This window comes from Halovivax cerinus (assembly GCF_024498195.1).
Taxonomy (GTDB): domain Archaea; phylum Halobacteriota; class Halobacteria; order Halobacteriales; family Natrialbaceae; genus Halovivax; species Halovivax cerinus.
Genome location: NZ_CP101824.1, coordinates 2,085,030 through 2,097,442, shown reverse-complemented (window position 1 = coordinate 2,097,442; position 12,413 = coordinate 2,085,030). Strand labels below are relative to the sequence as shown.

The following is a 12,413-nucleotide window of genomic DNA, read 5'->3' as shown; positions in this document are numbered from 1 at the left end:
GAGAACGGGTATGCGTCGACCGATCACCCGTCAGTCGGACACTCGCCGACGATCACTCGCCGTTGTTCGACGGGCGAACCTTCTCGGTGCCCTTGCCACGGTTCTGGAGGCCGCGGTTCGACTTGCCGGCGTTGGTCAGGCCGCGGAACGCACGATTGGTGTGTTCGTCCGCGCAGATCCAGTTCAAATCGTCGTCGTTCTCTATCGCCGGGTGCTCCGGATCCACGAGGATCACTTCGAACCACTTCTGGGAGCCGTCCTCGCCGACCCAGTAGCTGGCCAGGACTCGCAGGTTGGGGTGCTTGCGGGAGACGCGCTCCTCGCCGATTCGCTGGATGTTCTTGCGTCGGCCGATGCGGTTGACGCCCTGGCGCTTGGTCCGCCGACCGGCGGTGAAGCGCTCCTTCCGAGCGGTCCCCTTGCGGACGGAGACGCGCGTGAGGACGATGCCCTGCTTGGCTTTGTAACCGAGTTCGCGGGCCTTGTCGAGTCGCGTCGGTCGCTCGATGCGTTCGATGGCGCCCTGATTGCGCCACTCCTGTTTGCGTTGCCACTGGAGTTCCCCGAGTTTCCCGTCGCCGGGGTTCTTCCAGGCCTCCTTGATGTGGGAGTAGAAGCTTCGTGTCATGTGTATCACCGCGGGCGTTTCTGGTTCAGACCGGTCGACCGGCCCACATTCCAACCCGTGGATACTCCGAACGGGTGCCCGCTGGTGCCCGCCGCCCAGCGTAGCTACCGATACTACCGAACGTCGTTTCATAAGGGCTTCGAAGCGATGTCGTCTGCAGTGAGGCGGTTCCAGACGAGATCGAGGCGGACGCCTATCACAGCCCGTTCGCGCTTAGTCGAGTACGGTGAACTGCTCGAAGCGATCCGCAGGAGAACCCGTTTATCGTCGCGAACGGTGCTCCGAGAACGGGTCCGTACACAGACGGCCGATGGCGAAGATTGGCCTAACGACGAGTTCACCCCGGCGCCCGATCACGGCAGGAATAACAGCGGCACCGTCACTACTCGCCCACGGGCAGTGGGATGTACGGACACCGGAGTAGCACACTATCGAGCCGCCACAAGTCACCCCACGAAACGCGCTTTTCCTGGCTGACAGACTCCGAGACCGTCAAAATCCACGGTTCGATCGACGACGACTGGGCCGCAATTCCGTATAGCGCTATAGAGTGTATTCGGTGAATACAGGCCACCCTACTTAAAGGGAGTGTCGAGCCGAGGCGGGCGCCAGTAAACGTCGGAGGAGCTACTGTCTGGCCTGTACGGAGTCGAACGTCCCAGATCGGATGGCGGACGCGATGGACGGGGCGTCCCACTCCGGAAGCTGATTCGGATACTTTCGATCGAAGTACCCGACGAGGTTGGTCACGTCGCGTTCGACAAACTCGTCGGCGTTCGGATGATCCGTCGGAACGGCCTGCGGCCAGTCGAAGATCGTCACACCGCCCTCGTCGACGAAGATGTTGTACTCGCTCATGTCCGCGTGGACGTACCCCAGTTCGTACGCGCGTGCGAGTTCGGACAGTAGCATGTCGAGGACGCCGACGACCTGGTCGTCGTCGAGTTTCGCCCGCGAGAGTTCCACACCATCCATCTTTTCCATCACGATCGCGTGGCGATTCTGTTCGATCGGACGCGGCACCGAGACGTCGGGGTAGAGCGTCTCCAGAATTTCGAACTCTCGTTCGGCCGCCTTGCGCGCGGTGTACAGCCAGGAGACGTGCTCACGATCGGACGTGTAATCGCGCTCTTTGGCCACTTCCCGAAAGTTCGTGTACCCCTCCCGGTGGTACTTGAGCGCGAGCGGTTTGTACGAGCGAACCTCGTAGACGTCGCTCTCTTTTCCCACACCGAGAGGCGAACCGAACTCCCCGATGACATCTTGCTCGACCAGCGCCCGCAACGCGAGTGTGTCGTAGCCCTCGAACTGCAGGGTGTAGCCCTCGTACTGGATCGTCTTCTTCTCGACGAGACCCCGTTTGAGACAGCGTTCGAGTCGATAGTCGACCTCCTCGGGGGTGAGGCTGGTGAACTCGGGCAGTTTCTCCCGTTTGACCCACTCCGAAAACCGCATCCCCTGTTCGACGCCGGAGAGGAGGTAGAAGTCCTCCGACTCGAGATCGGGAAGTTCCGGAGCGACGTTTCGAACCATGGCCGCGCCTAGACGGTGCGGCGGTAAAAAGCGCGCGACAGTCGGACCGACCCGCTCACAACGGCCCGCCACCGGCTGTGGGGTCGACCCATACTGTGATCGAACGAAATGCCGTCCGAACGAGAGTGATCGGATCGCTCATCCGATACCCCGCCACTCGGGTTCGCTATCGGACGATCGATTCGGTCTATCTGGAAACCGATGCGGTCCGGAGCGTGATGCGCTAGCAATCGCCCGACGCGAACCACAAGGTGCGGGCTTCAATGAGTCACCGGCCCATTGGAGTCAGATCGAGTACCAGAACGCCCCCAGAGATCCGATATCCAACCGACGGTTCTTCCAGGGGAGCGATAACTGCGCCAATTGGCCGGAAACACGCCGCCGGAAACACGCCCGTACAGCGACCGCCGTCAGTGATCCCACGAACAGATACCCGCTATTCCACGCAGTACAGCCGCTCTCACCCCATATTCGCCCATTTATAAACTGTATGTCGCAATATAAAATAGTTCTCGGCCGATTCAGTGCCCCGAGCGGCGTTCTTCTGCAAAACAATCGCCAGCGGTCGCGAGCGGCTCGTTTCGTGGAAAGGTCGATCGCACGGATCGGAAGCGGTTTGCCGATCCCGGTCGATGGACCCGTATGAGCGAACTCGGCGATCGGGAGTGGCGATTGATCCGAGACGAGCCCCGGGATGGAGCGACCCAGATGGCGCTCGAAGAAGTCGCCGTCAAGACGGCCCACGAGGACGGCGTCCGAACCGTCAGGACGTACGCGTGGGAGCCGAGTACGCTCTCACTTGGCTACCGACAGAAGGCAGAGAGCGTCGACTGGGACTACTGCAAGCGAGAGGGGATCGACGTCACCCGCCGCCAGACCGGCGGCGGGGGGATCTACCACGACCGACACGGTGACATCTCCTACACCATCGTCGCGCCAGCTGAGGAGGTCCCTGGGGACCTGATGGAGTGTTACGCGCTGTTCTGCGAGCCGGTCCTGGACGCGCTCGACCGGATGGGAATCGACGCCGACTTCGCCGAGCGACCGAAGTCGTCGATCCATCAACCCGCTTGCTACCTCCGGGACGTCAACCCCGCCCACGACATCGTCGTCCACACCGACGACGGCGCCTCGCTGAAGGTCAGCGGAAACGCCCAGTACCGCCGGCGTGACGCCGTCATCCAGCACGGTTCGATCAGTTTCGACCGCACGCCGGCACGGCACCTCGGCGTCTTCGCCGACCACGAGGTGACGGTGGATCGATTCACCGCCCGGGTCGGCAGTATCGCGGCGGAAACGGATCTCGACCGCGAAGACTGCGTCGACCACCTCGCAGACGCCCTCGGGGAGTGGTGTGACGCCGACGACGGCGAGTGGTCGAGCGACGAACTCTGGGCAGCGCGCGACCTCGCCGACCGCAAGTACGGCGCCGACGAGTGGGTTCGAAACCGGGAGACGAAGGCGGCCACCGACGGCGGCAGGTGACCACTAGTTGGCGAACGTGCTATCGGCACATCGAACGATCCGTCCGATCGGTTTTCTGGCTTCGATACGCCTATCAGGGCGCCGTACCGACACGGGTCCATGAAGGTAGGTGCACACGTCTCTATCTCCGGATCGCGCGTCTCCTCCGACGAGGAGACCCCACCGTACGACGACCTTCGGAACGCAGTCCCCCGCCAGCTGGCGTTCGGCGGGAACTGCGGGCAAATCTTCACCACGTCGCCGCAGGTCTGGGCCGAACCGGAGATCGACGACGAGGCGGCCGAGGGATTTCGTGAACAGACAGACGAGAAACTCGAGGGACCGTGGGTGATCCACTCTGCGTACCTCGTGAACCTCTGTACGCCGAAGGACGACCTGCGCGAGAAGTCGTTGTCGTCGCTGCAGGCGGAACTCGACGCGGCCGCAAAACTCGGTATACCCTACGTAAACACACACCTCGGCGCCCACACGGGTGCCGGTGTCGAGGGTGGCCTGGACAACGCCGCCAGCGCGATCGACGAACTCGACGTCCCAAACGGCGTTCAGCTGTTGATCGAATCGGACGCCGGCAGCGGCACAAAACTCGGCGGCGAGTTCTCCCACCTCGCGGGTATCGTCGACCGGACCGAAACCGACATCGGCGTCTGCATCGACACGGCCCACACGCTCGTCGCCGGGAACGACCTCACGACGCCAGAGGCGGTCGACGAGACGATCGGTCGGTTCGACGACGAGGTCGGTCTGGAGTACCTGGAGTACATTCACCTGAACGACTCCAAACACGACGTTGGGACGCACAAGGACGAACACGCCCTCATCGGCGAAGGGTACATCGGCGAGGACGGGATCGCCGCGATCGTCAACCACCCCGACCTGCGCGACCTGCCGTTCGCCCTCGAGACGCCAACGGAGGACGGTCGCGGATTCGCGTGGAACATCCAGAAGACGGAGGAACTACGCGAAGACTGAGGCTATCGGTCTACCTCGAGTGAAACGATTCAGCCGTCGATTCGTCGTCGATCCGTTCGATAGCCCAGTGTGAATCCGTTCGGTTGGACGATCGAGGTCCGTTCGATAGTACACGTCTGGTCCGTTCGATAGTCCGATACCGGGTCGCAATACGACGGATTTGGGGTCGACCGAGAGTCACCCGAGTCGTTCGATAGGCGCCTCGTCCGGTGAGCGCTCCGAGTCGTTCGATAGGCGCCTCGTCCGGTGAGCGCTCCGAGTCGTTCGATAGGCGCCTCGTCCGGTGAGCGCTCCGAGTCGTTCGATAGGCGCCTCGTCCGGTGAGCGCTCCGAGTCGTTCGATAGGCGCCTCGTCCGGTGAGCGCTCCGAGTCGTTCGATAGGCGCCTCGTCCGATGAGCGCTCCGAGTCGTCCGATAGTCAGCCCGAATCGACAGGTCGGAGGGCCACAATCGACCCGTTTTTGACCGTCCCGTCCCAAATCCGGTCGTGCGCGAGTTCTCCGCCGAGTACCTTCGCCGGACGCGCGAGGGCATGTGGGTAGATTCCAGAGAGGCACTCTCCGCCCTCGGGCTCGACGAACGCGAGCAGGTGCTGGACGTCGGGTGCGGGACCGGCGAGCTCAGTCGGGTCCTGGACGCGGAGACGCCCGACGACTGTTCGGTCATCGGCTGTGACGCGGACCTCGATCTGCTGACGACCGCTAGCGAGTACGTCCCGGTCGTCGCGGGCGATGCACTCCGACTGCCCGTATCGGACGGCTCGTTCGATCTCGTGGTCTGCCAGGCACTGTTGATCAACCTTCCAGAGCCGTCGGCGGCCGTCGCCGAATTCTCCCGCGTCTCGTCCGACCTGATCGCGGCGATCGAACCGGACAACGGTGCCGTCACGGTCGAGTCGACGGTCGACGCCGAGTCGGCACTCGCAGATCGGGCGCGACGGGCCTACCTCGACGGCGTGAACACGAACGTCGCGCTCGGTGCCGCAACGAGAGACGCGTTCGAGGCGGCCGACGTGGAGGTGGTCGCGACCGCCCGCTACGACCACGACCGATCGGTCACACCACCGTACGACGAGTCGGCGCTGCGCTCGGCGAAACGGAAAGCGTCCGGTGAGGGACTGGCCGACGACCGGGAGACGTTACTCGCCGGGGCGTTGACCCCCGATGAATACGACGACCTGCGATCGGCCTGGCGCGAGATGGGGCGGACCGTCGTCGACCAGATTGGAGATCGAACCTATCGGCGGACAGAGACGGTGCCGTTTCACGTGACGGTCGGTCGCGTCGACGCGTGAGTACTGGACGGAAACGCCACGGAATTGGCGTAAACGTGAGTTTTCGATCGTTACACGACGTCCCCGCGCACTGTCACACCCTCCTGGTCCTCGCGCCAGGCGTGGACGACTCGCGCCGCCTCGGTCGCCTCTGACTCGTCCATACCGAGCATCTCGAGCGACGCGGAGAGCGTCGGCATCGCGAACGCGCTCTCGCGGAGTTTCTCGAAGGCCTCCGACGATCGCGTTCCGTCGACCCAGAGACAGACGCCGCGAGGATCGAGCAGTTGTGTGTAGTCGTCGCGGAGTCGAGCACCGCGAAGCCGCTGGGTGACGTTGTCCTCGAAGGAGGCGTTGCAGACCTCCAGGTGGATCGGTTCGTCACCCGCTAGCAGGTGGGCCGCCAGGCAGCGTTCGGGGGCGACGTGGCCGTGTTCGTTGGCGCGGACGGCGTCGGGGTTCGAAGCCGCCCAGTCGGCGTCCACGGCCGTTCCGACGCCGCGAACGCCGTGTTCCTCGTAGAACGTCTCGTCGGACGCTGCGTCGTTTTCGAGCAAGATGTCTTTGGTGAGGTAGACGTCGAGCCGATCGATCGGATCGAGCCCGAGGGCGAGGTCCCCGTAGACCCACACCTCTCGGACGGGCACCGGCGTCGGTTCGTGCTCGATCGTCTCGATCAGGGTTTCGAGTCGATCGACGGCGGACTCGCGGCCGAGACTCATCGTCGACTGTTTGGACCCGACGAGGAAAACGGTTGCCGATCGAGTGGTCGAAACCGCCGCGTGGCATCGGTCGCGCGATCCCCAGTGCACTGCATCTTTTAGCGCCGTCCCGTAGAAGGCCGCCGTATGCGCACTCGCGTCTTCAACGACGATGGCGAGACCGACCTCGTCTTCTGCATGGGCTGGGGAAACCGCTTCACTCACGAGAACGTCAGCTGGCTCATCGGAACCCTCGGAAACGCGGGGTACCGGGTTCACGCGTTCGAGTTTCCGACGGACATCGACGACTTCTGGGCGGACTGGGTCGAGCCGGTCGCGGAGTACGTCCGTGACATGGACGGCTACCAGCTCCTCGCACACAGCGCCGGCGGCTTGGTCGGACAGGCGTTAGACGGCGCCGAGAATCACGTGTATCTCGCGCCGTTCTGGGGGTACGGTTCGCTGTGGCCCGACACTGTCCTGCGGGCGGTCGCCGCCGTCCCCGTCGACGTTCCGGTTCTCCCCGTCGGTCAGTTCGATCGCGACGTGCTCGGGTCGAGAGCAACCGACCACCAGCTCGCGACGCAACCGCGATGGGTCTCGCCGGCGTTCGTCGACGCGACGCTGCACGCCCAGCGCGAGTTGCTCGACATCGACCACGACGCCGTCGTCTTCTGCTCGCTTCGCGACCGCGTCGTCGATCTGGGTGCCATCGGCGAGCGCGTCCCGTCCGACCGGATCGTCCTCTACGACGGCGGCCACGAGCTGTTCTCCTCGGACGCGCGAGAGCGATACGTCGACCCGCTGCTCACCGCGCTCGAAGGTGGCGCCGACGCCGTCGGATCGCGTGCGCGGATCGAGCGATCGACCTAACGGCCTATCGACGGCTCGGTCGCCCGCGGTGAACAGCGAAACCGACTTCCCGACCGACGGCCAACCAGCCGGTAATGGAGTGCGATCGATGCGACGCGGAGGCGGTCATGCACGCCGCGTACTCCGGCGCACATCTCTGTGAGGACCACCTCGGCGCCTCGATCGAGAAACGCGTCAGGCGTCGTGTCCGACGGGACGAACTGATCCCCCGCGAGGCGAGCCCGGAGAACCCGCAGACGTGGGTGATCGGCCTCTCCGGCGGGAAAGACAGCGTCGTCCTCACGCACATCCTCCACGACACCTTCGAGGAGGATCCCCGGATCGAACTCGTCGGCCTGACGATCCACGAGGGTATCGAAGGATATCGCGACAAGAGCCTCGACGCGTGCGTCGAACTGACCGACGAGCTGGGGATCCGTCACGAGGTCGCGACCTACGACGAGGAGTTCGGCGTCCGGATGGACGACGTCGTCGAAGACGACCCCGAGAACATGGCGGCCTGCGCCTACTGCGGCGTCTTCAGGCGTGACGTCCTCTCGCGCTACGCCGAGGACCTCGGGGCCGATCTCTTGCTCACCGGCCACAACCTGGACGACGAGGCACAAACCGCGCTCATGAACTTCCTGGAGGGTGACGTCGCACAGGTCGCAAAGCACTTCGACGCCAGCCTCGGTCCGCTTCCGGAGCGCGAAGACCAGGACGATTTCGTCGCCCGCGCGAAGCCGCTTCGAGACGTCCCAGAGAAGGAAGTCGCCCTCTACGCACACGTAAACGACCTCCCGGCGCACATCACCGAGTGCCCGCACGCCAGCGAGGCGTACCGCGGCGAGATTCAGCAGGTGCTCTACGACTTAGAAGAGCGCCACCCCGGAACCCGACACTCGATCATGGCCGGCTACGACGAACTGGCCGGTATCGCGGCCGAGCGCTACGGCGACGACGGCGGCGTGGAGCTCACCGAGTGTCCCCAGTGTGGCTCGACGACCTCCGTCACCGGTGACCGGTGTCGGAAGTGTACGTTACTGGACGCGCTGGCCTGAATCGTGTCAGACGGCGTCTTACGCCGCCCGTCGACACCCCTCACAGACCGACGAATAACCGACCGAGACCCAGGATGCCGTACGCTGCGCCGAGAAGGAGACCCATATACAGCAGGTTGCCGACACCGGCCGCGATCGTGTAGCTCCGTTCCGGCTGCGCGCCGACGCCAGCGATGATGGGAACGACCGTCCGTACGCCCGGGATCGCCGTGCAGAATCCGACGCCGTACGCACCGAACCGGTCGATCTGGCGCTCGACGAGACCGACCCATCGCTGGCCCGCCCACCGACGGAGCACGCCCGGGAGGCGCTCCAGCCGTTCCGGCGACCAGTAGCCGCTTCCCGGCGGTGGTCGCGTCGGCGTAAACACACGGTAGAGGAGCCACTGGCCGACAGTCGCGCCGAGCGTCGAGGCGAGCGTCACCAGTCCGACGGCCCACGAGGACGGCGCGACGACGGTGACGTACCCGACGTAGAAAATCGCGGGCTGCAAGAGTTTCCCGAGGACGAGCCCTTCGCCGACGAAGAAACAGCAGAAGCCGACCGCGATCAGGCCCGAAAGTACCATCGTATCCATGGAAGCCGAGCGCTCGATCAGACGTGAGCGAGCCACCTACTAAAAGGCCCGATTCGGAGCGGAATCACGCGTCCGCCGCGTCGGGTAGTACCGTGCCGACCGATCAGGTGGCGTGCCGACCAGTAAGCGACGGACTCGGTCGGATCGTCCAGTCTGACGACCCAAGCGGTCCTGGACGAACAGAACCCTCCGAAAACGGCCACGAAGACGCGGCTACCGGATGACGTCGACGCCGTTGTTGCGCTCGACCTGGTCGCGACCGCCGTCACTGTGAGCGCCGTAGCCGGTCTCGCCACCGGTATCGACGTTCTTGCTGGCGTCGAAGTCGGCGTCATTGACGCCTTCGATGCTCCGACGGGACTTGTCGGCCTGCTTCTGGGTCGTCGGACCGAGGACCTGTGCGGACTGGACGCCGGTCATGATCGCCATGACGCGGACCTTGCCCTTGTAGTTCTCCTGGATCCGGGCGCCCCAGATAACGTTTGCGCTGGCCTCGAGGCGTTCGGTGATGTTGTCGGCGATTCCCTCGGCCTCTTTGAGCGTGAGGTCGGGGCCGCCGGTGATGTGGACGAGTCCACCGGACGCGCCGCGGTAGTCGACGTCTAACAGCGGGTGGTTCATCGCGTCCTTGACCACCTCTTCGGTCTTGTTCTTGTCCTGTGTCTCGCCGACGAGCATCACCGCGACGCCGCCCTGATTCATGATCGTAGACATGTCCGCGTAGTCCAGGTTGATCAGGCTCGGCTGGGTGATCGTCTCGGAGATGCCCTTGACCGTCTCGGCGATGATCTGGTCCATCACCGAGAACGCCTTGCCGATCGGAAGGTTCGGGACGTAATCGAGCAGTCGGTTGTTGTCGAGGACGATGATCGAGTCGGCCTGTTCGCGCAGGTTCTCGAGTCCTTCCTCGGCTTTCACCGTGCGGGCACGCTCGACGTTGAACGGCGTCGAGACCATCCCGACGACGATCGCGCCCTGTTCCTTGGCGATCTTCGCACAGACGGGTGCAGCACCGGTACCCGTCCCACCGCCCATGCCGGCGGTGACGAAGACGAGATCCGCGTCGCCGAGGACGTCCTTGATGGTGCTCTGGGCCATCTCGGTGGCTCGTTCGCCCATCGACGGGTCGCCACCGGCGCCGAGACCGTTCGTCAGCGACTTGCCGACGAGGATCTTGGTGTCGGCCTCGATCATCTTCAGGTGCTGTTTGTCCGTGTTGATCGCGATCGTATCGGCCCCTTCGACGCCGATGTTGTACAGCCGATTGATGGTGTTGTTGCCCGCACCACCGGCCCCGATGATGACGATCCGCGGGTCACCGAACTCGTCGTCGTCCATCGAGACGTCCATGTCCCGGGCTTCAGCTTCGGCGTTTTCGAGGGCGTCCTGAACGATGTCCTGCATCGTTACACCTTCGCCCAGGTTCGTTTACCGGCTCGCTCGGGCCGGTTCTCCGCCTGTTCGTTGATCATCTCACGGACGGCCGACCGGATCGCCTCGCTCCGGTTCGGGAACTCGCCCGTCTCGACCAGCTGTTCGACCTCGTCTATCTGCTGCTTCGGAATTCGCAGTGTCACACGCTCCATTGTTGTATTCCCCTGTTGGTTCGAGTAAGACGTGGCGTGCCCCTGTCAGACACGCGCCGTCTTACACCCCTCACAGCTCCTGTCGGGCGATTTCGCCCGAATAGCTGTCGTGTAAGACGACCGTCTTACGTGCCTGCTACCAACAGGCCGCCAGTATATAAATGTACTGGCACCGTGTATTTCGGCGTCTTACGACCGTCCGGTCGGACGACACCACCCGGAAACTCGGATCGTCTCCGAACACCAACCCGAAAACTCGGATCGTCTTCGGCTTCGGTTCCCGCACGCTGGACGCGAAAATGGGTGGCCACATACCGATCGAATGCGCCACGACAGAGCGGACCCGCTGCGGTCGTGAGCCAGTCGGAGCCCGAACAGAAACCGGCAGGTGAAACCGGTCGGCGGCCGATCTCAAGCGGAGTCGAGAACGTCCGCCGCAGGTGTTCGCCGGCCACAGGACGGACAGAATGCCCAATCGGAGCGGACCTCGGACCCGCACTCACAGAAGACGCGGCCCGCCATCTTCTCGCCGCAGTTGGGACAGTACACGTGCGACGGCCGGACGTCCGTCCCACATTGCGAACAGGTCCGGCGATCCGATGGGTCCACTTCGTCGAAGCCGGCGATGGCGTCCGAGGGGTCGTCGGCGTCGAACGCCGCGTCACTCGCGTCCAGCGATCTATCGGACCTGCACTCGGAGTCGACCGTGATCTGCAACCTGACGTCGGTGGGCGCCGTTCGATCGAGTCGATCCGTGATGGCGTCGTCGATGCGGTTCTCGAGAACGTCGTCGAGCGACGAGGCAGAGGTACCCGTCGAGTCGTCGGTCGACGAAGACGCCGGCGATTGCACGCCAGGCGTCGGCGGGGAGCGACCGAGATACGAACGCAACGCTTCGCGCATGACCTCGCTCTTCGAAGTGTCGAACGACTCGAGTTCGTCGACGAGGTCGTCGTCCGCGCGAAACGTGATCTTGCCCATCGCTACGACAGCCATCCACACTCTCGTATAAATAACATTCCCCACGTACGACGACCGAAGACGAATAACAACGCTTATTTGGGGAACATCTGCTACGTTTACCTGCCCGCCCTTAGCTCAGACTGGTAGAGCAGTCGACTGTAGATCGACTTGTCCCCCGTTCAAATCGGGGAGGGCGGATCCAGTTTCTCGCCGAACTGTAGCAGAACTCGATTCCCGAGTTTACGCCACTTTCAGCACGTATACTGACCGTTCTACGATCGGCCGTAACGGCGCAAAAACGGGAGTGGAACTGGTATCCAGTTGGGGGTCGACGCCGTGTGGCGAATTTAGGAGTGCAAACACGGGGTGGTCTGCGTGAGTGCGGACTTTTCCGATATCGACCCCGCGACTTTCCGAAAGCGGGTCGCACTCTCGCCCCGACCTGAGAAGGATCGAGAATTCCGTTGTGACGAGTGCGGGGCCCGCTGTACGCGCCTCTTGGACGGACAGTCCGAGGCTGGTCACAAACTGGGTTGCACTCGACGATTGCGTCGGACCGGTTCACACCGTGCTCAACCGTTGGTAACTGACGGGGGTGAGCGACGGTGACGGACGCGTTCGTTCCAGCGTCATACCTGTACGACGTCGAGACGCGATCGACGTTCGTCCACCCGGCGAAACAGGCGAGTGACATCGAGGTCCGCGAGGCGGTCGAGAAAGTCGGAGGTGAGCCGGCGTGAGCCGACTCGTCGAACGCGGTGAGTGTGACCGGTGCGGCGAACCG

General features: G+C 63.8%; 13 protein-coding genes and 1 tRNA gene. 7 read left to right on the top strand and 7 right to left on the bottom strand.

Annotated elements, in window-relative coordinates:
- Positions 1 to 52: 52 nt before the first annotated feature.
- Positions 53 to 628, bottom strand: coding sequence for a 50S ribosomal protein L15e (locus tag NO366_RS09710; RefSeq protein WP_256530595.1), 576 nt, complete (start codon positions 626 to 628; stop codon positions 53 to 55).
- A gap of 627 nt (positions 629 to 1,255) precedes the next feature.
- A complete protein-coding gene (locus NO366_RS09705) occupies positions 1,256 to 2,161 on the bottom strand; it encodes a serine/threonine-protein kinase RIO2 (protein ID WP_256530594.1) in 906 nt (301 codons plus the stop codon).
- A 642-nt stretch (positions 2,162 to 2,803) separates the two neighbouring features.
- Here NO366_RS09705 and NO366_RS09700 point away from each other — a divergent pair.
- From NO366_RS09700 to NO366_RS09690, 3 genes are all read left to right on the top strand, one after another.
- The gene (locus NO366_RS09700) at positions 2,804 to 3,646 is read left to right on the top strand and encodes a lipoate--protein ligase family protein (protein WP_256530593.1); all 843 of its coding nucleotides are present in this window, start codon (positions 2,804 to 2,806) and stop codon (positions 3,644 to 3,646) included.
- A 99-nt stretch (positions 3,647 to 3,745) separates the two neighbouring features.
- Positions 3,746 to 4,615 (top strand): deoxyribonuclease IV, encoded by an 870-nt coding sequence (locus NO366_RS09695; protein WP_256530592.1) that lies wholly within the window; start codon positions 3,746 to 3,748, stop codon positions 4,613 to 4,615.
- Between the two features lie 488 nt (positions 4,616 to 5,103).
- Positions 5,104 to 5,910 (top strand): class I SAM-dependent methyltransferase, encoded by an 807-nt coding sequence (locus tag NO366_RS09690; protein ID WP_256530591.1) that lies wholly within the window; start codon positions 5,104 to 5,106, stop codon positions 5,908 to 5,910.
- A 50-nt stretch (positions 5,911 to 5,960) separates the two neighbouring features.
- Here the strand turns inward: NO366_RS09690 and NO366_RS09685 are convergent, their stop codons facing one another.
- A complete protein-coding gene (locus tag NO366_RS09685) occupies positions 5,961 to 6,611 on the bottom strand; it encodes a DUF7095 family protein (RefSeq protein ID WP_256530590.1) in 651 nt (216 codons plus the stop codon).
- 126 nt (positions 6,612 to 6,737) lie between these two features.
- Here NO366_RS09685 and NO366_RS09680 point away from each other — a divergent pair, with 126 nt between their 5' ends.
- Both NO366_RS09680 and ncsA read left to right on the top strand, forming a co-directional pair.
- Complete coding sequence (locus NO366_RS09680) at positions 6,738 to 7,463, top strand: alpha/beta fold hydrolase (RefSeq protein ID WP_256530589.1); 726 nt, start codon at positions 6,738 to 6,740, stop codon at positions 7,461 to 7,463.
- Positions 7,464 to 7,537: 74 nt separating this feature from the next.
- The gene (gene ncsA, locus NO366_RS09675; protein ID WP_256530588.1) at positions 7,538 to 8,503 is read left to right on the top strand and encodes a tRNA 2-thiolation protein NcsA; all 966 of its coding nucleotides are present in this window, start codon (positions 7,538 to 7,540) and stop codon (positions 8,501 to 8,503) included.
- 40 nt (positions 8,504 to 8,543) lie between these two features.
- On the opposite strand, the gene NO366_RS09670 is transcribed toward ncsA, so the two are convergent.
- The 4 genes from NO366_RS09670 to NO366_RS09655 form a co-directional block, all read right to left on the bottom strand.
- Positions 8,544 to 9,071, bottom strand: coding sequence for a DedA family protein (locus NO366_RS09670; RefSeq protein ID WP_256530587.1), 528 nt, complete (start codon positions 9,069 to 9,071; stop codon positions 8,544 to 8,546).
- A 222-nt stretch (positions 9,072 to 9,293) separates the two neighbouring features.
- Complete coding sequence (gene ftsZ / locus NO366_RS09665) at positions 9,294 to 10,484, bottom strand: cell division protein FtsZ (RefSeq protein ID WP_256530586.1); 1,191 nt, start codon at positions 10,482 to 10,484, stop codon at positions 9,294 to 9,296.
- 2 nt (positions 10,485 to 10,486) lie between these two features.
- Positions 10,487 to 10,666, bottom strand: coding sequence for a ribbon-helix-helix domain-containing protein (locus NO366_RS09660; protein ID WP_256530584.1), 180 nt, complete (start codon positions 10,664 to 10,666; stop codon positions 10,487 to 10,489).
- 411 nt (positions 10,667 to 11,077) lie between these two features.
- A complete protein-coding gene (locus NO366_RS09655; protein ID WP_256534015.1) occupies positions 11,078 to 11,647 on the bottom strand; it encodes a double zinc ribbon domain-containing protein in 570 nt (189 codons plus the stop codon).
- Positions 11,648 to 11,753: 106 nt separating this feature from the next.
- On the opposite strand from NO366_RS09655, the gene NO366_RS09650 reads away from it, so the two are divergent.
- Positions 11,754 to 11,827 (top strand) — tRNA-Tyr (locus NO366_RS09650).
- Between the two features lie 407 nt (positions 11,828 to 12,234).
- Positions 12,235 to 12,369 carry a hypothetical protein gene (locus NO366_RS09645; RefSeq protein WP_256530583.1) on the top strand — a complete coding sequence of 45 codons (135 nt, stop codon included), beginning with the start codon at positions 12,235 to 12,237 and terminating at the stop codon, positions 12,367 to 12,369.
- Positions 12,370 to 12,413 lie beyond the last annotated feature (44 nt).